The sequence below is a fragment of the Niabella beijingensis genome (assembly GCF_020034665.1).
In the GTDB taxonomy this organism is placed as follows: domain Bacteria; phylum Bacteroidota; class Bacteroidia; order Chitinophagales; family Chitinophagaceae; genus Niabella; species Niabella beijingensis.
This window is the reverse complement of sequence record NZ_JAIQDI010000001.1, coordinates 2826698-2849287: the sequence shown is the minus strand read 5'-3', so window position 1 is coordinate 2849287 and position 22590 is coordinate 2826698. Positions and strand designations below refer to the sequence as shown.

General features: G+C 48.4%; 17 protein-coding genes. 7 read left to right on the top strand and 10 right to left on the bottom strand.

Annotated features, from left to right (window positions below; all coding sequences use genetic code 11):
- Positions 1-135: 135 nt before the first annotated feature.
- Positions 136-1419 carry an OmpA family protein gene (locus K7B07_RS11880; protein ID WP_223709867.1) on the top strand — a complete coding sequence of 428 codons (1284 nt, stop codon included), beginning with the start codon at positions 136-138 and terminating at the stop codon, positions 1417-1419.
- A gap of 96 nt (positions 1420-1515) precedes the next feature.
- Positions 1516-2754 carry a M16 family metallopeptidase gene (locus tag K7B07_RS11875; protein WP_223709865.1) on the top strand — a complete coding sequence of 413 codons (1239 nt, stop codon included), beginning with the start codon at positions 1516-1518 and terminating at the stop codon, positions 2752-2754.
- On the opposite strand, the gene K7B07_RS11870 is transcribed toward K7B07_RS11875, so the two are convergent.
- The 5 genes from K7B07_RS11870 to K7B07_RS11850 are packed head-to-tail and all read right to left on the bottom strand — an operon-like array spanning position 2751 to position 8788.
- The gene (locus K7B07_RS11870; RefSeq protein WP_223709863.1) at positions 2751-3713 is read right to left on the bottom strand and encodes a hypothetical protein; all 963 of its coding nucleotides are present in this window, start codon (positions 3711-3713) and stop codon (positions 2751-2753) included. The two genes, K7B07_RS11875 and K7B07_RS11870, sit on opposite strands and share 4 nt — an antisense overlap.
- A gap of 60 nt (positions 3714-3773) precedes the next feature.
- Positions 3774-5102 (bottom strand): serine hydrolase domain-containing protein, encoded by a 1329-nt coding sequence (locus K7B07_RS11865; RefSeq protein ID WP_223709862.1) that lies wholly within the window; start codon positions 5100-5102, stop codon positions 3774-3776.
- A gap of 10 nt (positions 5103-5112) precedes the next feature.
- Complete coding sequence (locus tag K7B07_RS27800; protein ID WP_223709860.1) at positions 5113-5775, bottom strand: LytR/AlgR family response regulator transcription factor; 663 nt, start codon at positions 5773-5775, stop codon at positions 5113-5115.
- Between the two features lie 35 nt (positions 5776-5810).
- Positions 5811-7316 carry a TlpA family protein disulfide reductase gene (locus K7B07_RS11855; RefSeq protein ID WP_223709858.1) on the bottom strand — a complete coding sequence of 502 codons (1506 nt, stop codon included), beginning with the start codon at positions 7314-7316 and terminating at the stop codon, positions 5811-5813.
- A complete protein-coding gene (locus K7B07_RS11850) occupies positions 7313-8788 on the bottom strand; it encodes a sensor histidine kinase (RefSeq protein ID WP_223709856.1) in 1476 nt (491 codons plus the stop codon). The genes K7B07_RS11855 and K7B07_RS11850 overlap by 4 nt, the downstream gene beginning before the upstream one ends.
- 220 nt (positions 8789-9008) lie before the next feature.
- Here K7B07_RS11850 and K7B07_RS11845 point away from each other — a divergent pair, with 220 nt between their 5' ends.
- The 3 genes from K7B07_RS11845 (at position 9009) to K7B07_RS11835 (ending at position 14097) form a co-directional block, all read left to right on the top strand.
- The gene (locus K7B07_RS11845; protein ID WP_223709855.1) at positions 9009-11288 is read left to right on the top strand and encodes an FUSC family protein; all 2280 of its coding nucleotides are present in this window, start codon (positions 9009-9011) and stop codon (positions 11286-11288) included.
- A gap of 98 nt (positions 11289-11386) precedes the next feature.
- On the top strand, positions 11387-13513 hold the full coding sequence (gene feoB / locus K7B07_RS11840; RefSeq protein WP_223709853.1) for a ferrous iron transport protein B: 2127 nt from the start codon (positions 11387-11389) through the stop codon (positions 13511-13513).
- A 191-nt stretch (positions 13514-13704) separates the two neighbouring features.
- The gene (locus K7B07_RS11835) at positions 13705-14097 is read left to right on the top strand and encodes an energy transducer TonB (RefSeq protein WP_223709851.1); all 393 of its coding nucleotides are present in this window, start codon (positions 13705-13707) and stop codon (positions 14095-14097) included.
- Positions 14098-14105: 8 nt separating this feature from the next.
- Here K7B07_RS11835 and K7B07_RS11830 read toward each other — a convergent pair whose 3' ends face one another.
- Complete coding sequence (locus K7B07_RS11830; protein WP_223709849.1) at positions 14106-14255, bottom strand: hypothetical protein; 150 nt, start codon at positions 14253-14255, stop codon at positions 14106-14108.
- On the opposite strand from K7B07_RS11830, the gene K7B07_RS11825 reads away from it, so the two are divergent.
- The gene (locus tag K7B07_RS11825; protein ID WP_223709847.1) at positions 14256-17513 is read left to right on the top strand and encodes an amidohydrolase family protein; all 3258 of its coding nucleotides are present in this window, start codon (positions 14256-14258) and stop codon (positions 17511-17513) included.
- Between the two features lie 97 nt (positions 17514-17610).
- Here K7B07_RS11825 and K7B07_RS11820 read toward each other — a convergent pair whose 3' ends face one another.
- From K7B07_RS11820 to K7B07_RS11805, 4 genes are all read right to left on the bottom strand, one after another.
- Positions 17611-18354, bottom strand: coding sequence for a M949_RS01915 family surface polysaccharide biosynthesis protein (locus K7B07_RS11820; protein ID WP_223709845.1), 744 nt, complete (start codon positions 18352-18354; stop codon positions 17611-17613).
- 49 nt (positions 18355-18403) lie between these two features.
- Positions 18404-20146 (bottom strand): hypothetical protein, encoded by a 1743-nt coding sequence (locus K7B07_RS11815; protein WP_223709843.1) that lies wholly within the window; start codon positions 20144-20146, stop codon positions 18404-18406.
- Between the two features lie 32 nt (positions 20147-20178).
- Positions 20179-21339, bottom strand: coding sequence for an ATP-binding cassette domain-containing protein (locus K7B07_RS11810; protein ID WP_223709841.1), 1161 nt, complete (start codon positions 21337-21339; stop codon positions 20179-20181).
- A 179-nt stretch (positions 21340-21518) separates the two neighbouring features.
- Positions 21519-21965: an MliC family protein gene (locus K7B07_RS11805; protein WP_223709839.1), complete on the bottom strand. Its 447-nt coding sequence runs from the start codon at positions 21963-21965 to the stop codon at positions 21519-21521.
- 146 nt (positions 21966-22111) lie between these two features.
- Here K7B07_RS11805 and K7B07_RS11800 point away from each other — a divergent pair, with 146 nt between their 5' ends.
- Positions 22112-22573 carry a viral A-type inclusion protein gene (locus K7B07_RS11800; RefSeq protein ID WP_223709837.1) on the top strand — a complete coding sequence of 154 codons (462 nt, stop codon included), beginning with the start codon at positions 22112-22114 and terminating at the stop codon, positions 22571-22573.
- The last annotated feature ends 17 nt before the right edge of the window (positions 22574-22590 follow it).

Here is a 22590-nt window from a genome sequence, read left to right as displayed (position 1 = left end):
TCCGGATTTTACTTATATGTTCTCTTTCTTAGATGCCTCATTTTAAGTTTTTTATAAAAGTGGCATATTTTTAGATAGAATTGAATGGCGCCACCAAAATGCGCTGTCTTTTAATCAAACTAAAAAACTCAAACTATGTCAATCAACATTGTAGATCTTGTTAAGAACTATGTTTCACAAGATTTGATTGCAAAAGCCGGCTCCTTTTTGAACGAAAGCGAAGGAAACGTTTCCAACGCCGTTTCCGGGATCATTCCAGCAGTCCTGGGTTTATTTGCTTCCAAAGCCTCATCCGGTGAGCAGGGAGCATCCGAAGTGCTGGATTCTGCCAAGGGCTTTTTTAACAGTGGCATACTCAGCAATTCTGGTTCCCTTTTCGGGAATGCGGATATCCTTTCAAAAGGCACCGGTCTTTTTAAGGGGCTGCTTGGGGATAAAACAAATAGCGTTATCGACACCATTTCCAATTTTGCCGGAATAAAATCCTCGTCTTCCGGCTCATTGATCAGCATGATCGTACCCCTGGTACTGGGACTACTGGGTAAACATGCTACCGAAAATAATCTGAACGCGAGCGGCTTTTCCAGCTTACTGGGCAGCCAGAAGAACAATATCCTTGGGGCACTGCCCTCTGGACTGAGTTCCCTGGGAGCCGCACTGGGACTGAATTCCATCAGTGATGGTGTTCATCAGACCGTTTCCAACGTTCAGGAGGCCGCTGCTTCAACCTATAACTATGCAGAAGACACCGCCCGGAAAGCAGGAGGCGGCGCCAAATGGCTGCTGCCACTTTTGCTGCTGGCGGTAATCGCTCTTGCGTTGTGGTACTTCCTTGGAAAAGGCTGCAACAATCCGTCCACAACAGGAACCGGTACGGATACTTCAGCTGTTGCTCCTGTAGACACCAGTACAGCTGTACCCGAAACACCCGCCCCCGCCACCAGGACGCTGGCAGAAGTAGTACTGCCCAACGGCACAAAGCTACAGGCATACCCCGGTGGTATTGAGGACCAGCTGATCCAGTTCATCCAGTCGGATGCCTACAAAAACGCCACCGACAGTACGTTAAAAGAAAAATGGTTCAATTTTGATGACCTGAACTTTGATTTTGGCACCACAAAACTGACCGATTCTTCCAAACGCCAGTTGGATAATATAGCAGCTATCCTGAAAGCCTTCCCTGATGTGAAGATGAAGGTGGGTGGCTACACCGATAAAAAAGGTGATGATGCCGCCAACCTGAAACTTTCCGACGGCAGGGCAAAAGCCGTACAGGCTGCATTGAAGGCCGCCGGCGTAGGCGCCCAGGTACCGGAAGCAGAAGGCTATGGTGAAAAACTGGCCCAGGTGGATGAGAATGCTTCGGATGAAGCACGCGCAGCCGACCGGAGGACCTCCGTACGGCTCCTCAAAAAATAATTATATGTAAACCCTGAATACAGCCGTCTCTCAAAAGGAGGCGGCTTTTTATTTGCCGGCTGCTACCGGAAACAGAATTCATCTTACTTTCGCTGAATGATACGGTTTGACAGATTTACTTTAGAGAACGGGTTACGGGTGATCGTACACCAGGATACTGCAACACCCACTGTGGTAATGAACATTTTGTATGATGTGGGCGCCAGGGATGAAGTGCCGGAGCAAACGGGCTTTGCACACCTGTTTGAACACCTGATGTTTGGCGGGTCGGTGAACATTCCCGAATACGACGAGCCATTACAGCTGGCGGGCGGCGAAAACAATGCCTATACCAGTAATGATCTTACCAACTATTATATCCAGATCCCGAAGGAAAATATAGAAACGGCATTCTGGCTGGAGAGCGACCGTATGCTTTCCCTGGCATTCAGTGAAAAAAGTCTTGAGGTACAGCGGAAAGTGGTATGCGAAGAGTTCAAGGAACATTATCTGGAAAAACCCTACGGGGATGCCTGGTTCAAATTACGTGAGCTGGCTTATAAGAATCATCCCTACCGCTGGATGACCATCGGCAAAGAGCTTTCACATATCGAAAATGCCCGGCTTCAGGACGTGAAGGATTTCTTTTTCAAACACTACCGACCCAATAAGGCTGTAATGGTGATCGCCGGCAACATTACTACTGAAGAAGTAAAGGCCCTGACTGAAAAATGGTTTGGTGATATCCCGGCGGGGGAACCCGTAGGCAGACAGCTTCCGGCAGAACAGCTGCAAACCGAAGCACGAAAAGAAACAATTACGGCCGCTGTTCCGTTAGATGCATTTTACAAATGCTGGCACATGGGCAACCGTCTGAGTGCTGAATATTATGTGGCAGACCTTTTAACCGATATCCTTGGCGGAGGCGAATCCTCCCGGCTGTTTGAAAAACTGGTAAAAGAACTGCAGCTTTTTGTAAACATCCAGTGTTATCATATGGGCAGCATCGACCCGGGCATTATCTGCATCGAAGGGAAGCTGGTGAAGGGTGTCGATATGAAAAGGGCAGAAGCCGCTGTAGAAGAAGTGCTCCGGCTTTTAAAAGAGACCCCCGTTCCGGAATCAGAATTGCAGAAAGTAAAGAATAAAACAGAAAGCATCATGGCCTTTGAGGACATGAGCCTCCTGAACCGCGCCAACAGCCTGGCCTTCTACGAACTGCTGGGTGACGCCGGTATGATGAATACCGAGCTGGACCGGTATGGGGCGGTAACCACAAACGATATCCGGGAAACGGCGAAAAAGATCTTTCGGGAAGAGAACAGCAGTACCTTATATTACCATTCGCAGGACTAATATTTTGAATACACGGCATCTGGTGCCTGTTCATTCGCAGTCATCGACTTTCTGGCAGATTTTTTACCAAACAATAGTTTCGTGCGGGTTGTTTTGTTAAAACGTAGCAAATAGATTTTTAGTGCATTTTCGAGATCAGGGCTTTTGACACTGCTGTTCTTTAAGGATGTCTTTATTTCCTCACCGGGAGCCCCGGCACTAATTGCAGTTAAACAAATAACCAGGAATTCCTCTGCCCCCTTCCGGGATAAGCCGGCTTCAACAGGGTCGCTGTCATCCATATAAACCTGATCCACCGTGTCCCAGGGAATAAATCCCCTTTCTTTATTCCAGAACCCCTGGGGGGATAAGGTAAAGCGGATCGTTGGGAAAAAGAATTTATACAGACTGCATAAACTTATGCCTGACAGTAGCAATACGACGATCACCAGGCCTGAATCAATCTCTATAGTACCTGTTTTTTCGTAACGCATTTGCAGCATTACAGGAATACTTGCAGCAAACAGGAGGAACATTGTCAGGTAATGGCGTTTTGCCCCTTTCACAATCAGCTCATCAGGAAACAACGGATCATCTTCCTGCGGTATCAGCAGTTGACCGGTATTCCTGCGATATGCCAGCAGGTCATTAAGCCTTTGCCGGTCACCGGCAGAAATCACTGCCCATTTTCCCGGTAGTTCTTTTTTCCCGATCACCACTTTTGATGACGCCCGCCGGATCAGCTCCTCCAGGTCATCTACATTTTCATAGGCCCAGATCCGCCATTTGTTAACAACATAGGACCCTATAACAAGCGTGGCAAAAAGAGGCAATAATAACACGATGGCGACAGATGCGGGCCATTGATAATTATCGGCAAGAAGAATCAGAACCATACAAACGACAAAAAATGCCATACAGATCCCAAAAATCATCCGGCTGGCCTTTTTTAACACATACGCTACATTTAGTTTTTTCATAAACAGTTGCTTTAGCAGGAGCAAACTTAAGAAAAAAGCGATCAGCTGTACGTAAAATAATTAAAGCTGGATTTCTTTCTTAAACGTCACCTTGTGCCCGTTCTGCAGCAGTATCATGGTGCCGTCTGTTGTATTGAACTCAAGCTCCACATTGGTTGGATCATGACGGAATTTATTTTTTGCGATAGTCCGCATCGTATATACCGGCTGATTTGTCGGGTGTGCCTGCAATACATTCCCCGCTGTGCTGATCGTGATCTTTAATGGCACTTCCGCTGAAGTATAATTACCGGTATAGGGTTTCAGCTCCGCTTCTGTTACCGGAAATACAGAGAACTCAGGAATTTCAAACGGAAGATTGTAAAAAGCTTTTACCGCAGCAGCCGCAACCGTATTCAGATTATAGTTATCTCCATTGGCAAAAACTGCCAGGCAAACAGCATCTTCCGGAAAATAAACATAAACCGACCGGAAGCCATCGATGCCGCCGGTATGCCCCCAGCCTTTTTTCTCTGCCAGGGTCATGGGAAACATTCCTATGCCGGCCCCGTCCTGCGCGGTCTGCATCCGGGAAAGCGTTGCCGGTGAAACCAGATTGCCTCCAAACAAAGCATGCACCAGCCTGCTCAGGTCAGCAGGTGTGCTTTTGATGGCACCGGCGCCCAGCGGGATCGACAGATCGGTTTCGGGCTCCGGCTGCCAGCCCTCTTTATAGGAATAAGAATGCGCATCATTACGGGCATCATCGATCTTGCCACCAAAAACGGTACGTTCCAGTTTCAACGGGCTGATGATCTGTTTTTCCAGGATCCCTGCGTAAGACTGATGATATATGTTCTCAAGAATAAATGTCAGCAGCACGTAATTAGAGTTGCTGTATGCCATTTTACTGCCTGGTTCAAAATCGCTCCCGCCTGCAATAATGGTGTCGAGCAATTGCTTGCCGGTGCAGGGTTTGGTGCTCCATAACCGGTATGATGGGCTGCTTGTAAAATTAGCAATACCGCTCCGGTGGCGCAGCAGCTGTGCAATAGTTATCCGGTCGCTGTTCTTTATTTCCGGAAAAAATTTCGCTATGGTTGCACCGGTGTCCACTAACCCGGCCTCGGCAGCTTTTAATACCAGGGCAGCGGTAAATGTTTTGCTGATCGATCCGATGTGATACAGGGTGCTGTCGTTATTCTTCGCACCGGTTTTTACATTCCGGTATCCGACGGATCGTTTATAAACAGGCGTTCCGTTCCGGGCAAGCATTACACTTCCCATAAACAGGTGGTTTGCGCCCAGCGTGTCAAAATAAGCATCCAGCTTTCCCCTGTCGAACTCCTGGGCCGGCAACCGGAGGATGTATAAAAAAAGAACGAGGATCGTTAAAGCGGGATATCTCATAAAAATGGTTTTAAGCAAACTGATAGCTGTTGCCAATGGGAAACTCCAGCAGGTCGATAAATACGGATTGTTTATTAAAGCGGGTCACCTTATCCCGGGCCACGATATAACTACGGTGAATCCGCGTAAATCGTTCGGCCGGCAGCAGTTGCATCATATCATTGATGGTAATGCGGGTCATGATCTTTTTATTTTTCAAAACCACGTTCAGGTAGTTGCCTGCGGCTTCTATATAAAGGATCTCATCCAGCATTACCCGCACCTGTTCGTAACCGTCTTTTAGGAAGACGGCATCCACCTCCTGTGTTTTACTGTTCTTAAGCGAGAAAAGTTCCTGCGCCTTGGTACAGGCCTTTATAAACCGGACGAGGGAAAAGGGTTTCAGCAGGTAGTCGACGGCATTCAATTCAAATCCTTCTACCGCATGCTCTGTATAAGCGGTGGTAAAGATGATCATCGGCGGGTTTGCCAGGCTTCTGGACAGTTCAATACCACTGATATCCGGCATTTTAATATCCAGGAAGATCAGGTCAATTTTATTTTTTTGCAGATAATCGATCGCTTCAAATGCATTGGTAAATACACCCTCCAGTTTGATAAAGGGCACTTTGGCCGAAAGGGTTTTGATCACTTCCAGCGCTATGGGTTCGTCGTCTATGGCTATTGCATTCACAGGGAAATTTCTTTTAAGTCCAGGAGTATATTGTATTATTGATTCAAAAAAGATTCGATTTGTCTATACAGCACTTCCTTCCTGCTCGGCCGTTCAGCCTTTGTCACTACCAGCTTTCCTTTTTTATCAAAAATAAAATACTGCGGATAGTATTCGCTCTTGTCCGCTGCGTTCTCAAGCAACTCTTTCCAGAAAGGTGCCATTTGCTCCCGGGTCTTTCTCAAATGAATGCCGGTGAGTTCATTCACCTTGATAAATTCTTTCCAGGCGGCATCCTTTTCGTCGTCATCCATATCCAAATATACGAAGGCCACTTCTTTGCCTTTAAAGTACTGCTTCAATTGCGGTGTAAATTTCAATTCCTGTTTGCAGGGTCCGCACCAGGTTCCCCATATATCCAGGTAAACGACCTTTCCTTTTAACGAATCAATAACCGGGAAAACAGAAGTAATGGTTTCATAATGATCAACGATCCGTATCGACTTATTGTGTTCATTCCGGGCGAGTAATACTTCCAGTTCGCCTACATTCTTTTTTAATGGAGGGTGATACCTGCTGTCCGGATACGTATTTTTCAGTTCTTTAAGAAGCACGCTTGCATATTTCAGATCCTTCTCGGCGTATTTTGTAAATACCTGCTGTGCCAGGTATGCCTCGGCAATATCAGGGCTGTTCGTATTTTTTACGGCCAGCCAATTGATATAGGGCTTCCCCTTTTGCTTTATAAGGGCCGTTCCGCTATCCAGGCTAACAGTATAATACTTCAGAGGTTCTGTCTTTTTATTGCCGGAAGCCTTCAGATCATTCATGGCATCTGACTCAAGATACCCATTGTAATAATCAACAAACCAGTAGTACATAGGGCCGGGATTGCTGACGGTTGATTTTGGAGAAACCGACCCATACAGCCTTTTATAAAAAGCAGCCAACTGGTCCCTTTTCATAAAGCCCTGCATTGCAAATTCGCTGGCTTTGCAATAGGCAGCAGAACGGACCTCCTGTATAAATAATTTCTTTAGTCTGCCGGAGATCGTGGTTTTTTCAATGGCCGTTGCCTTTTCCTGTGCGTGCTTTATCCAGGGCTGAATGTAGCGGGCATAAATGATGTCTGGTTCAAACTTTGCCAGGGAATCCCGGATGGGGTCTATTTCTAAAAACACTGGGTATTCCAGCGGATCCGCCTCAAACAGCACTTTATTTTCTTTAAACAAAGAGCCTCCGGTCGGCTTTAGGCCCGCTCCGGTGTTGGCCCTGCCCACAACCAGCGATTGGCCTGGGCGGGCAAGGACCAGGACCGATGCTTTATCATACATTACCCGTACCAGCTTTTCCTTATCCAGCGGAAAGCGGAAATTAAACCGGCCGTCTTTTCCCACCGGCACCTCCAACCCGCTTTGCGCGAAAAAGTCGTATACAAACGGCACCTGTATCCGTATCACGCTGTCTTTCAGCCCTTCGATCCGGCCGCTGAGCTGGAACTGCGCCTGTACCGGCACAAGGATCAGCAACAGTATTACCATTTTAATTATTCTCAGCATCATAAATTGATTGTCAGGTGTACAAAAAAATCCCTGGCAGTCTGACGGATCACCAGCTCATGCCGGTCGGGGTATTCCAGCTGCAGCCGTTCCTTCACGTTCATAAGACCAATGCCGCTTTTCAGTTTTTCGGGATCACCATCCGGTTTCAGGTGGATGCTGTTCTGCACATCAAAATACAGCACATTGTTCTGCGTATGAAGTGTTATGGTAATATAGGAATGTTCTTTCAGACTGATCCCGTGCTTGAATGCATTTTCTATAAAAGGGATCAGCAGCATGGGAGCGATCTGAAGCCCGGATGCGGGTTCATCGATCTTTACCTGGATGATGATATCGGAAGAGTTGACGATGCGCAGTTTTTGCAGGTCGATATAATTATTCAGGTATTCCACTTCCCGCAGCAGCAGGATCTTGTCCTGTACATTTTCATGCAGCATAAAACGCATCATATCCCCCAGTTTCTGGATCCCCTCCCCGGTACGGTCGGCATTTTCCTGTAAGGCCGTTCCATAAAGTGTGTTCAGTGCATTAAACAGGAAATGCGGATTGATCTGCGAACGGAGAAAGCTCAGGTTGGCCTGGGAGGAACCAAGTGCGCTCTTCAGCCCCAGTTTTTCCTTTTGATTTTTATAGATCCACCAGGCCAGGGGCACCACCACCGCGCCGGTCCACAACAGCAGCAATACATAGATACCCAGAAAAGGGGAGCCTCCGTTCGTTGCTGCCTTACAGAAAACCGTAGCAATAAAATTGATCAGTATGATAATGGGAATGATCCGCGACAGGTAGTACCCGCTCCGGGCGCTCTTTACCGGCAGACCGGGAATGAGCACATAAATATGGATGTACAGCACCAGCAGCGCATAGGGCAAAACAACAGACCACAGGATAACAGCAAAAGGAGCTGCATTATTGGAAGCCAGCATAATGAGTATGATGAGCCAGGCCAGGATGCTCAGACCGATAAAAAGAATGCGGGATCCATTGCTTTCCTTTAATTTCTTTTTCAGCAAGGGACTAAACAGCAGCTCCTTCAGTCCATAATAGATCAGGTAAAACAGAAAACTGATGGCGGCCACCGCAAAACCCTCTACAAAAAAGGACACCACTACATCCCGCTCGGTGGCATAGCCATTCTCTCCATACCGCCAGGCAAAGATGTAAGTAAAACAGACAGACAGGCCCACGGCCAGCAGCAGGTAGGTGCAGATCAGCAATGTAACCTTAAAAAAGCCCTTTGTTTTTGTTTCCACGTATTGCGTAAGGAACAGGAATATCAGGTAACTGAGCAGCGCGATTGCCGTATTAGGCTGCAGGTAATTGGTATAAAAACTGTAGGGGATATGATTGTCGGTAAACTGGTGCCGCTCGAATGAATAGTTCCGGTTTGTTGCCAACATGAATATCCAAAAGCCCGTCAGCAGGGTTGCTATCAGGATCTCTACTTTCTGGAAAATACTTCTTGCTTTCATACTACAAGATTAATACAGGTTGGGCATTCGGCACTTACAATTGTTATGGAATTGCGGTTTTGTGTGACGAATTTTTAATATCCGCCTGCTTTAGGGGGGCCGGTAAAACCGGGCTATTTTACGATACAGCCCGCCGGAGGTAGTGCAATTCTTAAAACGGAACGCCGGCCGGCCACAACATGTTTCTTAAACCTGTTTCTTGTTTGTAAATTTGTAGGAAATGGATTACATAAAGGAATACCGGCAGTTTGTAAGCAGTTATTATTTTAATGAGGCGGTCCGCATCACGGTGGGGATCACCCTCCCTTCCGTTATTCTCAATTTCTTCGGGATGCTGGAGATCGGCCTCATCGCCTCGCTTGGAGCCATGGCCGTAAGTGCCGCCGATATTCCCGGTCATATCAAAGAACGCAGGAATGGTATGCTGGCGGCCCTGGCACTGATCTTTTTTGTAGACCTGGTTACAGGATTTGCCCATGTAAGCCAGCCGGTTACCGCATTGGTGATCCTTACCTTCAGCTTCTCCCTGAGTATGCTGGGTGTGTACAATGCCCGTACCAACGCCATCGGCTTTGCCGGGTTGCTGATCATGGTGCTCACACTCTACCACAAAGCCACCGGCTGGAATGTGGTGCTGGATGGCATCTACCTGCTTTGCGGGGGGCTGTGGTATATCGGCCTCAGTCTTGCACTGCATGGGGTCCGTCCCTATAAAGTGATCCAGCAGGCCCTGGGCGATTCGATTATCGCTGTTGCCGACTACCTCAAAACCCGTTCTTATTTTTATAATGAAGGCGTCAACTACGATAAAACCTATAAAAACCTGATGCAGCAGCAGCAAAAGGTGCAGGACAAGCAGATCCTGGTGCGGGAAATGCTTTTTAAAAGCCGCAATATCGTAAAATCCACTACCCTTACCGGCCGCGGGCTCCTGGTCATTTTTGTAGAATCGGTGGATCTCTTTGAAAAGGCCAACGCTACATTTTACAATTATGAGTCCATGCACCGGCGCTTCGACGGCACCAATATCCTGCCGCATTTCCGGAAAGTGATCCTGGGGATGGTGGATGAATTGTATGAGATAGGGGTATCCGTACAGGAGGGCCGCCGCTCCAGGGTTTCCAAGAACCTGAATGATGAGCTCCGTGAGCTGAAACAGCATTTTGAAAAATTTGTAAACACCCACCGTAACGCAGACAACCTGGAAGCGCTGATCAATATGCGCAAGATCATGCAGTCGATCGAAGATATGATCCTCCGTATCTATACCCTGCACCATTACACCCGGTACGAACGCAAGGAAGTAAAGGACTATCTTTTATCGGATAACTATGACTCCTTTGTGGAAAAGACAGATCTGGACGGGGACCTCATCCGGGAGAACCTTTCCCTGCAATCCAATACGTTCCGTCATGCCCTGCGGCTGGGCATTGCCATGACCCTCGGTTATATAACTGCTGTTCTGTTGCAGCTGGAATACAGTTACTGGATCCTGCTTACAGCACTGGTGATCTTAAAACCCACATACAGTGTTACCAAACAGCGCAATTATCAACGGGTGATCGGCACCATTATCGGTGCTATGGGGGGCATCGGGCTGCTGTTCCTGTTACAGACCCAGACCGGCAGGTTCACCGCAATGATCCTGCTGATGATTGCCACCTATAGTTTTATGCGGACCCGCTACCTGGTCAGCGTCACCTTTATGACTGCCTATGTGCTGATCCTGTTTTTTCTGCTCGACAGCCGCAATTTTCACGTGGTGATCGAGAACCGCATCCTTGATACCATTATCGGCTCTGTCATTGCCGGTCTTACCACGTATATCATCCCCTCCTGGGAAAAGAAACAGGTAAAGACCTATATGGCTGCCGCACTGGAAAAGACCCGGGCCTATTTTGAAACCGTGGCCAGCGCCTATATCAAAAATGAACCCGCACCGGACTATAAGCTCAGCCGGAAAGAAGCATTTGTAGCACAGGCCAATCTTTCCGGTACCTTTTCCCGGATGCTGAGCGAACCCAAAAGCAAACAGAAAAACATCAAAACCATCCACCAGTTTGTGGTGATGATCTTTACCATTAATTCACATATCGCCACGCTGGCCCATTATTCCCGGCTGCTGGCCGCCAAATACCGCTCGCCGGTTTTTACACCGGTTATTGAAAATACCATTCATGAACTGGGAAATACGTCTGGAATGCTTTCTGATGAAACAGTAGCGCCACAGGTGGCACACAGTGATACACAGGCACTTAAAGCTGCTGTAAAAGACCTTCTTGAAAAACGGAGGCATGAGATCCAGCAGGGATTGCTGGATACGGAAACCAAGATCACCCTGAACGAGTTAAAGCCCATCATCGACCAGTTTTTGCTGATCAGCCGTGCTTCCGGCGATCTGAACAAACTGGCCGAAACGCTTACCGGTCTTAAGCCATCCCCGGAAGCTGAAAAACTGCCGCTGGAATCCCTTTCGGCCGGCGAACATGCAGTACAGTAACCGCAGCCGCTTTTTTTCCGGCCGGCCATCAGCCTTATCTTCAGAAACATCGGAATTCGTAAATGATCATCCGCCGGGGATCCGTAATTTTGCGGCTCTTGAGGATTTTGGAAAATAAGCAGCTACATATAGCATTAGTAGGAAACCCCAACAGCGGAAAAAGCTCCCTGTTCAACTCCCTAACCGGTCTGAGTCAGAAAGTAGGCAATTTTCCCGGCGTAACTGTTGATAAAAAGACAGGAACTTCTAAAGTTGGTCAGTTTAATGCAAAGATAATCGACCTGCCGGGTACTTACAGTCTGTACCCGCGCCGCCTGGATGAGGAAGTGGCCTATAAAGTGATCCTGAACCAGGACAAAGACCTGAAGGCAGATGTGATCGTGGTGGTGGCCGATGCCAGCAATCTGAAGCGCAATTTATTATTCTGCAGCCAAATCATCGATCTCAAGCGCCCGGTGGTAATGGCCCTTACCATGATGGACCTTGCCCGCAAAAAAGGCATTCATATCAATATCAATGAGATGGAGCGGGAACTGGGTATCCCCATAGTAGCCGTTAACCCCCGGAAAAACAAGGGTATCGATCAGCTAAAAAAGGCGGTGGAGCTGGTTTCCGGCAACCTGTTTAAGGCCCCCGTGCACAATTTTATCGATGTGGAAGCACTGGCACCCCAGGCGATTGCCGGGGTACAGCATCTGGTGCCCGGTATCAGTTCCTATGAAGGAGTGCATTACCTGATCAACCATGAGACCTTTACCCTGCCGGATCAGTTGCAGGAACAGATCGAGCAGACAGAGATCGACAACCATTTTAATCCCACAAAAACCCAGGCAGAAGAGATCTTACAACGTTACCAGCGCATCAGCAATGTGATGAATGTATCGGTGACGCAACCGGATCCCAATAAAAAATCGATCCTCACCGATAAACTTGATCATATTTTCCTCCACCGCTTCTGGGGATACTTTATTCTGCTGGGAGTATTGTTCCTGATGTTCCAGTGTGTGTTCCTGGTGGCATCCTTCCCTATGGACTGGATCGAGTCCGGCACTGCCGCCTTCAGCGGGTGGCTGAGTGAAGTGCTTCCTGAAAATAATTTTTCGGACCTGTTAATAAACGGGGTCATTGCAGGCCTTGGCGGGATCATCATATTTGTACCGCAGATCATGATCCTTTTTGGCCTTATCACCCTCCTGGAAGACACCGGGTATATGGCCCGCATCAGTTTTTTAACCGACCGGGTAATGCGCAGTGTGGGCCTGAACGGAAAAAGTGTGATGCCCATGATCAGTGGCTTTGCCTGTGCCGTTCCGGCCATTATGAGCGCCCGCAGTATTGAAAACCGTAAAGAGCGGCTGCTGACTATTTTGGTCACGCCCCTCATGAGCTGTTCGGCCCGGCTGCCGGTGTATGTGATCCTGGTAGGCCTGGTCATTCCCAAAACCTACCTGCTCGGGTTCATCAGCCTGCAGGGTTTAATGATGATGGGACTTTACCTGCTGGGCCTGGTATTTGCCCTGCTGGTTTCCTATGTAGCCAAGTTCTTTATAAAGAACAAGGAAAAAAGTTATTTTATCCTGGAGCTGCCCACCTACCGGGCTCCCCGCTGGAAAAACGCCCTGGAAACGATGATTGAAAAAGCAAAGATCTTCGTGGTACAGGCCGGTAAGATCATTATGATCATCAGTGTGATCCTCTGGTTCCTGAGTTCATTTGGTCCCAAACAACGCATGCACGCAGTACAACAGGAATATGAAACCGCACTGGCCCGGCCCGGTGCAGATACCCTGCTGGTGGAAGAGACCCGTGCAGCAGCCAAGCTGGAAAATTCCTATGCGGGCATCATGGGCAAGACCATTGAGCCGGTGATCCGCCCGCTGGGTTTCGACTGGAAAATAGGTATTGCCCTTGTTACCTCGTTTGCCGCCCGCGAAGTATTTGTAGGCACGATGGCCACCCTTTACAGCGTGGAAGACGACGGAGGTGCCAATATGGCCCTGCGTGAAAAAATGGACAAAGCCACTTTTGATGATGGCTCCAAGGTATTTACCGTAGCCACAGGTGTGTCACTGCTCATCTTCTATGTATTTGCCATGCTGTGTATGAGCACACTCGCCATTGTAAAACGCGAAACCGGGTCCTGGAAATGGCCCATTGTACAGCTTGCTTATATGACCGGCCTGGCATTTGTGCTTAGCTTTATCGTTTATCAGCTATTGAAATAACAATACATTTATGGGCTCCCGGCTGAGGAACATCCATCAGCAGCGGTCCGCCGCCCGGCTGCAATCTTTGCGCTCTTCACAATGCCCGCGCGGCAAAGGATTTCCGCCTAAGCGGCGCAGCCTCTCAGCAGCTGTCTGATAATGGCCAGAAATTGGATTATGGAAATTGCTTTTTCCCGGTCTTATTAAAAGTGAAGACTTTATTGACTTTATTATTCGTTGTCCTCTGTATCGGAGCACCGGCGCAAACCAAAAAAGATGCCATTACCGGATGGGAACATACCATTTGCGGGCAAACAGCAGCCCTGTACCCGGGAGGGGAAAAAGCATTAGTACGATATCTAAAAAAAAGTATCACAGATCATCCCTTTATCAAAAAAGAAGCCATTGAAGGAAAAGCACTGATCCGGTTTAAGATAGATACTTCAGGAGCTATCGCTGAAACGAAGATGATCAAAAGCCTGGGACCGGATGTTGATGCTGTAATTATCCGTGCCGTTGCTTCTATGAAACCCTGGATACCTGCCACCCAAAGTGGCATAAAGGTTTTTTCTTATAAAACCCTGCCGGTCTTATTTAAATGAATTGTTCATTATCGTGTGAAACATGCTGCCCGCATTCTTATTTTGCCGGTCGAGGCAACCATCTGATCTTCTTTAAAATACATCCCGGCAATACCGCCTAATTTGCTACATTCGGCACCAGAACCATCTTTTACTTTTTTTAAAAAACAATCAAGCACATGCGGTTTTTTTTCTTAATCAGCCTTTGTTTTATCGGGCTTTCCCTGGACGCACAACCCCAAAAAGACACTTCCAAACCGGCATCATCCAAATGGGAGGTGAATAACCCGCCGGGGACCCGCTATAAAGAAGTATCCTTCCAGGTAAACGAAGGCACCTGGATGAACCTGGATGTATCGCCGGATGGTAAGGAGGTGGTTTTTGACCTTCTGGGAGATCTTTACAGCCTGCCGATCGCCGGCGGAACCGCGCGCGTGCTGCGGCAGGGGCTGGCTTATGAAGTGCAGCCGCGCTTTAGTCCGGATGGTAAAAAGATCCTTTTTACCTCCGATGCGGGAGGCGGTGATAATATCTGGGTGATGAACCGGGATGGCAGCAATGCCCGGCAGGTGACCAAAGAAAACTTCCGGCTGCTGAACAATGCCGTATGGTCGCCCGAAGGCAATTATTTTATTGCGCGCAAGCATTTTACCGCGTTCCGCTCGCTGGGTGCCGGCGAGATCTGGATGTACCATATCAACGGCGGCGAGGGCATCCAGCTCACCAAACGTAAAAATGATCAGCAGGACGTAAATGAACCTTCGGCATCGCCTGACGGACATTATATTTATTACAGCGAGGACATGTATCCCGGCGGATTCTTCCAGTATAACAAGGATCCGAACAATGAGATCTATGTGATCAAACGTTACGACCGTGAAAAAGGGGAGAGCGAAACCATTACCGGCGGTGGCGGCAGTGCCTTCCGGCCGCAGGTTTCACCAGACGGAAAGACACTGGCTTTTGTAAGAAGGGTACGCACCAAAACCGTATTGTACCTGCGGGACCTGGAAACCGGCGAGGAGTGGCCGGTTTACGACAAGCTCAGTAAGGACCAGCAGGAGGCCTGGGCCATCTTTGGTGTTTATACCGGCTTTGCCTGGATGCCCGGGGGAAAAGAGATCGTTATATGGGCCAACGGAAAACTCAACCGCATACCCGTCAGCGGCAGCAATACAGCAACAGAGATCCCCTTCACCTGTAACGTAACACAAAAAATTGCGGATGCCATCCGTGTAAAACAAAACCTCAACAGGGACCAGGACACCACTCATGTGCTGCGCGGTCTTGTAACCGCTCCTGATGGAAAATACATTGTATACAACGCACTGGGCTCCCTGTGGAAACAGGAACTGCCAAAGGGGGTACCGGTCCGCCTCACAAAATCAGCTGATATAGAAGATGCGCCTGCTTTTTCAAAAGACGGCCGGTGGCTGACCTATGTCGGCTGGAATGATACGGCCATGGGCAGCATTTATGTAATGGATCTTGCAAAGGGCAACTCCCGCAGACTGAATATCGAAAAAGGCATCTACAGTGCTCCGTCTTTTAGTCCGGATGGAAAAACGATTGTGTATTGTAAAGAGGGCGGCGACAATGTACTGGGAAATGCCTTTAATGTAAATACCGGCATTTATACTGTGGATGCTGCAGGAACCTCCCGGCCCGTCCGTGTTGTTGATAACGGCAGCGCTCCTTACTTTGAATCAGAAGGGAACCATATCTATTTTCAGAAAGGAAAGAACCTGTCCATCTGCAAAAAAGACGGCACCGATGAAAAAACAGCGGCCACCAGTACCTATGGCAGCCAGTACATCGTTTCCCCGGATGGCAACTGGCTGGCATTTGTGGACCTGCACAAAGTATACATCGCCGCTTTCCCAAAAACCGGCAAAACACTGGAGATCGCCGGCGGTTCCAATGCCATTCCAGTACAGCTGGTGGCAAAAGATGCCGGCTATAACCTGCACTGGAATGCCAACAGCCAGGAGCTGCATTATAACCTCGGTAATGAATATTTTACCATTCCGCTGAAACAACATTTCAAATTCCTGAATGAAAAGGATACCACCACTGCGCCGGCTGTTATAAAAGGCATCCCGGTTGGCGTCATTTATGCACCCGACCGACCCAAGGGGATGATTGCCTTTACCAATGCCCGCATCATTACCATGAACGGCAATACGGTTATTGAAAAAGGTACCGTGCTGGTGGAAGGAAATATCCTGAAAGCAGTTGGTTCAGGCGACGAGGTAACCATTCCTTCCGGGGCAAAAATAATCGACTGCGCAGGAAAGACCATTCTGCCCGGATTTGTGGATGCCCATGCACATGGCAATCATTTCCGCAGCGGCATCACCCCGCAGAAGCACTGGCCCTATTATACCAACCTTGCCTTTGGCGTAACCACCATGCATGATCCGTCTGCAAACAGTGAGCTGGTCTTTGCACAAAGCGAAATGATAAAGGCCGGTAAAATGGTGGGTCCGCGTGTATTCAGTACCGGAACGGTATTATATGGTGCCGACGGGAGTTTTAAAGCCGTTATCAACTCGCTGGATGATGCGCGGAGTGCTATCAGAAGAACAAAAGCATTTGGAGCCTTTTCGGTAAAAAGCTATAACCAGCCCCGCAGGGAACAGAACCAGCAGATCCTTACTGCCGCCCGGGAACTGGGCGTAATGGTCGTTCCGGAAGGTGGTTCTTTCTTTTACCACAATATGGCCATGATCAATGATGGTCATACAACCGTTGAGCACAACCTGCCCATTGCCGTTCTCCAGGACGACGTGATCCAGCTGTGGAAACGCTCACAAACGGCGTACACGCCCACACTTATTGTAAACTACGGCTCCGTCTCCGGTGAGTACTACTGGTACCAGCACACCAATGTATGGGAAAATGAAAAGCTGCTGAAATACACGCCCCGCGCAGTTATCGATACCCGCAGCCGTCATCGTACGATGCTTCCGGAAGAAGAATATGAGAACGGGCATATACTAAGCGCCAAAAGCATCCGGAAACTGGCCGACGCGGGAGTGACCGTAAATATGGGCGCCCACGGACAGATCCAGGGCATTGGTGCCCACTGGGAAATATGGATGATGGCACAGGGGGGCATGACTCCGCTGCAGGCCCTGCAGACCGCTACCATCAATTCTGCAAAAAGCCTCGGACTGGACGACTGGATCGGCTCCCTGCAAACAGGAAAGCTGGCCGACCTGATCATACTGGATGCCAACCCCCTGGAAAATATCCGGAATACCGAGTCTGTAAAATATGTAATGGTAAATGGTCGTTTGTATGATACGGATACGATGAACGAGACCGGCAACTATCAAACGCCCCGCAGCAAATTTTACTGGGAACTGGGAAGACGAAGCAGCCTGTTTAACTGGCAGGACGGTGGAGGCACACACCTTATGGATACGGATTAATAACTAATGCAGCCCCCTTATAAGCAAAATGGCCGGAGACGCCTGGTACTCCGGCCATTTCTGTCCGATCTGTATATGATCATAAAACCATCGCCGGCTAATCGCCCCGCTCGCTGAAAAAGGTCCGCTTTTGTTGCAGGGCCTTTTGCCAGCCATAGGGGAAGAGCGCATGCCCGCTTTCCGTCATGCGTACCATTTTTTCTTTAACCGATTGCTGAAGCGCTGCCGGCAATGCATAAATGGTCTTATCCACTCTGGTATCTCTTTCATCATCCAGTACACCATTCTGATGCCGCAACGCAATTTTCTGTCCTTTGTAATAGATGATAAATTTAACACGGCCATCATCATATCCATTCATACCCCAGGTACCATACGTGATCACCGGTTCCTTCAGTCCGTCGTTATCATAATCTTTGAAATCAATATATTTCGACCAGAACCAGATGGATGTTTCATTGTGTAAGGCCTCAATATGATCATTCAGCTCCCATACTTTGGTAAAGCCATTCGCCTCGGATCGCAGGTTCACGGCCTTCAGGCCGGAACTGATGGTATCCTTTGCCGTCACCGAATCCCTGCTCTCCGTAAGTACACAATAATACAAACCCGACCGGTCGGTATATTCATAGATCCGGAAAACGGGAAACTTCAGGCCCAGCGCAGCTTTTAAGGAATCGGTAAAGATCCCGGCGATCTCTTTTTCCGGAAGGATCCGCCCGGCGGATGTTTGCTGGGCCTGTGCCGTTACAGCAATAAACAAGAGCACGGCAAAAATCCGGAAGACCCTGAAAGCCAGCTTACGATTTACGTTTTTAAATTGTTTTATCAGCAGTATCATAAAGAACAAAAGACAACCGGGCAGGGCCGGTCTTAAAGATCTGTAAATTTTATTTCTCCGGCAACGCCCGCCACTTTCTTATAACGGAAGTGTATATTATCATAAAAATAAAGCCAAGGGCCAGCAGCACATAGTTCCAGTATACTCCCAAAAGCTCCAGCAGCGACTTGTGCGGTTCACCATACCCCGCTACCGATAGGGTGCGGTAATGCTCCTCCTGGTGCAGTGTAATTATCAGCAGGATCAGGAAAAAATAAGGCACAATGCCTACCAGGGATATATTGATAAGGATCCCCTGCACCGATTTTCTCCGGAACCGGAAAACGGGGATAGAGCCCAGCAGGATCAGGGTTCCTACGGCAAACACCAGATAGGAAACCGTTAGTTCACCCTGGCGGCCCTTTGCAAGCCCCAGTGTCAGTGTCAGCAGCGCTATTAAAATCCCCGTCAGGGTTGCGGTGATACCTGCAAACAACAGCAGCCGCAGGTTGGTGATCCGGAAAGCAAAAAGCAAGGCGGCCAGCGCAAAGGCAACCCATAGCGCTACATAAATAACCAGGTCAAATACGGAGAACACCTGCACGCTTTCTATGCCCGAGAACAGGCGGTTCAGATCGTTGGCATCAAAACAATACCTCGTTTTGCGCTCTTTATAATAAGGGTCTGCCTTTGCATCTTCAACCGTTGCAACAGCAGCAGCGTCATCCCCGGTGGACGGCGGGGCATACATGTCGACCCCGTGATTGCCGATAAAATAGGTAACCGGAAAATTTCCGGGATGATACATCAGCTCAAACCATTTGTCCGGGGTCAGATCGGTGCTGATGTTAAATCTTTTGGACAGTTCCAGGAAATCCGTCAGCAGTTTTTTTATTTCCTGCGGCTGATTCCGCTGTAATAATTCGTATACCTTCCTGTTGATATCTTTCGAGCGCTGCTCGCTGCTATATGCCGGTGCTTCTTTGTATGGGTAGGAGTTATAATAAAGCAACCCACCATCATCTCCGAAACCCTGCCGGGAATAATTGTAAAAAGAGGGAACAGCAGTAACCAGCCCCGAAACATCTGCCACTTCTTTTTTATAATAGATGATCTCTGAACTATCGGTTGTTTCCCTGTTGATTTCCCGGTCATCAGCAGCCGTTGCGGTGGCTGTATTATTCCTCGGAATCCTTTTTTTCCCAACCGTGTAAAACTGGTATTCGTCCATATCCCGCGTCAGGTAAGGCTTTGAGAAATCAATCTTTTTCTCATTCGTTTCGCAATAAAGTGTATCAAAGGGAGCGGGGTAGCGTTTGTTATCAATTGTATACGCGCCAAAATCAAATGTGAGAAACGCAGCAGCAAGATTTGCCTGCGCTACCTTGCCTTTCAGCCATGCCGCAGGGTAGTTGTTTTGAACATAGTGTTTATATCCTGCGATATAAGAAATATAGAAGGTGGTAGCTGCAAAAAATACCAGGAAATAAAGAAAAAAGCTGCCGAACAACTGCCGCTTCCCCGTGGGATAAAAATTCTTAAATGCATTGTTACGGAACAGCACCAGCAGCCACACCACCAGTATCAGCACAGAAACAATGATACTGAACAACAGGGCTCCGTTCTCCACAAACAGCTCCGGCGCATTATAGTGCTTGAACAGTTCTGTATTTTTGAAAACATTGTATCCCATAAGGTAAAAACAGCCGTGAACCAGTACACAGTAGCCCAACATCCAGTACACCCTTGTATTCCAGAGCAGCGGGTAGCGTTCCAGGAAATAATGATTCACGCGTTGTATAAAGTTTTTCATTTGTCTTGTTTTATCTCATTGCATTCCGGGCTTCACGACATAAAGAGCCGGCGGGTGGAGGAAGAAATATCCCTGATATAAATGACCCGGCATTTGCTTCTTCCCAACACTTCCAGTACCTCCGGGAAGACGGCACCCTGTTTGAAATAGGCGATGTATACCCCGCCGTTATAGTTGAGCCGGTCCAGCGGCAGCGAATCAAGCGCTGCCTGCAGCGTTTCCCTCGGATCGCTGCAGTCTATTTCCACGATCAGTTCCGCAGTTTCAGCAGCAACGCCGGTTCCTGAACGCGCCGTTTCTACCGGCACACCGTTCCGCAGGAATATTACGCGGTCGGAAACCTTTTCCACTTCATACAGTTGCTGGGAACTAAGGATCAGTGCAATGGGGTTGTTCACAGAATTGGCAATCGATCTGAGGTCTTCAAGGATCACCTGCTGCGCTACAATATCAAGATTGGCCAGCGGCTCATCCAGCAGCAGCAGTTCCGGTTTTCGCAGCAAGGTACGCGCCAGTTCAAACCGCATTTTATAACCGGAGGAAAGCTCATTCCATTTAAGATCCCGGTATTTCCAGAGGCCCAGCCGGGCGATCATCATCAATACCCTTGTTTCATTTTCGGACGGCGGAACACCGTAGGCCGTAAGTACAAATTTAAGATTGTCTTTAAGACTCCCATACCAGCGCTGCGTACGTTGTGGAATGTACACCAGTTTTGTGCGTAAATCAAAAGCATCACCTGCCTTGTATCTTAGGTTATACAAAAGGTTACCACTGTTGCAGGACAGGTCGTTGGCCAGGATCCGCAGCAAGGTGGTTTTTCCGTTTCCGTTCTCACCCACCAGCCCGTACACCTCCCCTTTGCAGATGGTAAGCGAGACGGGACCCAGTGCAAAACTGCCGCGTCCATAGTTTTTCCGGATGCCGTCTGCAACGACCACCGGTGCGGGTGCATCGTATTCCGTTACGGGGATGCGTTCGACCTTTTCCAGCAGCTGCCGGCATTTCTGAATGAACAATTCCTGCTCTTCTTTATGCTGCTCATTCCAGTCCGTCAGTTCAATAGCCTCCCGGTACACCAACATATCCTGCGTATCCATCGCCAGGTCCATCAGCTTCCGGAATCCCGGAACGGTATCATTATTGGAAAAAAAGGCAGCTGTTTCGAGTATGCGTGTTTGTGTTTTTCCCATATTCTTTATTTCAGCCAGTTGCTTTTACTGTTGTTCCGGCTAAAATAGGTTGTTATTGTCATTTTTCCAATACCCCCGGAAGTTTAAAAAGCCGGTATCAAAAGTCATTTAACAACATATTGTCATTTTGGGCCGGGTCCGGCACCTGACGCAATGTGGACTTTTGATACGGCTTCTTTTTATTTTACTTCCTTATAAACTGTAACCACATTGTCTTTTTCCAGTGTGGCTTCTCCGTCTTTTACTTTCCAGGTAAGCTTGCCGTTGGTGTAGGTGGTAGCTCCTTTTTCTTTTTCCCCTTTCATCAGTTTTATATCTTCCCCGTTTATTTTCAGTGCTGCCACTCCCATATTACCCGAATCATGATAAACTGCGGTGATCGTTTCCCCCTTGTCGTTTGAATACTTTTTTTCGTTCTTATCCACGTGCTCCTGAGCCACTCCGCTGCTGTCCACATTTGCCGTGTTTACAACCACACTGTCCGCCGGATCGGTTATAGGGGTCACTGAAGGCAGCGCCTGCGAGTCGCCCGGAGGTGGCGGCGAAGTGCTTTCTGCTGAAGGGTTATTGTTGCAGGCCGCCAGTATGGCAAAAACGGCCGCTATCATCATGTGTTGTTTTTTCATGTTACTTCCTTTTGTTTAAAAATCCATAGGCAATGATGAGCCCACCAGTTTTAAGCCCAGGTATTTCAATCACTATCCTGCAAGAATCATTCCTTAACAGGCAGTGGGAAAACTGTTGTACCTTTAGGCCCAAAATTTCTACATCAATGAAGTTCTTATTTATTCCTTTAGCACTGTTTTTACTGATGGCCTGCGGCGATGGCAACCCTGCGGCTCCTGCTGATACCGGTGATGGCCCGAAAACCCAGGCCGACAGTTTACTGCAGGATGTGATTGATGGTCATGATGTGGCAATGCCCAAAATGAAAAAGCTGGAGCGGCTGATGAAAGAATCAAAGTCAGCCATTGACTCACTCGACAAGCTGCCGGCGGCAGCCCGGAAGCAGAACAGCGAGCTGAAAGTGAAGCTGGAAGCGGCATTCAGCGATCTCAGCAATGCGGACAAAGCGATGCATGAATGGATGAACGGGTTCCGGTATGATTCGCTGGAAAACAATCAGCCCGAGCGCATCAAATACCTGCAGGACCAGAAGACAAAGGTAAACCTGATGAAGGATGCGGTACTCAGCAGTATCAGTAAGGCGGAAGAAATATTAACCGGTAAATAAAAAAGGTCCGGTTAGTT

Excerpts from the sequence above, each read along its gene's own strand:
- K7B07_RS11825 (WP_223709847.1), top strand. The coding sequence starts at position 14,256 with ATGCGGTTTTTTTTCTTAATCAGCCTTTGTTTTATCGGGCTTTCCCTG.
- K7B07_RS11845 (WP_223709855.1), top strand. The coding sequence starts at position 9,009 with ATGGATTACATAAAGGAATACCGGCAGTTTGTAAGCAGTTATTATTTT.
- K7B07_RS11805 (WP_223709839.1), bottom strand. The coding sequence starts at position 21,965 with ATGAAAAAACAACACATGATGATAGCGGCCGTTTTTGCCATACTGGCG.
- K7B07_RS11855 (WP_223709858.1), bottom strand. The coding sequence starts at position 7,316 with ATGATGCTGAGAATAATTAAAATGGTAATACTGTTGCTGATCCTTGTG.
- K7B07_RS11880 (WP_223709867.1), top strand. The coding sequence starts at position 136 with ATGTCAATCAACATTGTAGATCTTGTTAAGAACTATGTTTCACAAGAT.
- K7B07_RS11850 (WP_223709856.1), bottom strand. The coding sequence starts at position 8,788 with ATGAAAGCAAGAAGTATTTTCCAGAAAGTAGAGATCCTGATAGCAACC.
- K7B07_RS11815 (WP_223709843.1), bottom strand. The coding sequence starts at position 20,146 with ATGAAAAACTTTATACAACGCGTGAATCATTATTTCCTGGAACGCTAC.
- K7B07_RS11875 (WP_223709865.1), top strand. The coding sequence starts at position 1,516 with ATGATACGGTTTGACAGATTTACTTTAGAGAACGGGTTACGGGTGATC.
- K7B07_RS11820 (WP_223709845.1), bottom strand. The coding sequence starts at position 18,354 with ATGATACTGCTGATAAAACAATTTAAAAACGTAAATCGTAAGCTGGCT.
- K7B07_RS11865 (WP_223709862.1), bottom strand. The coding sequence starts at position 5,102 with ATGAGATATCCCGCTTTAACGATCCTCGTTCTTTTTTTATACATCCTC.
- K7B07_RS11810 (WP_223709841.1), bottom strand. The coding sequence starts at position 21,339 with ATGGGAAAAACACAAACACGCATACTCGAAACAGCTGCCTTTTTTTCC.
- K7B07_RS11800 (WP_223709837.1), top strand. The coding sequence starts at position 22,112 with ATGAAGTTCTTATTTATTCCTTTAGCACTGTTTTTACTGATGGCCTGC.
- K7B07_RS11870 (WP_223709863.1), bottom strand. The coding sequence starts at position 3,713 with ATGAAAAAACTAAATGTAGCGTATGTGTTAAAAAAGGCCAGCCGGATG.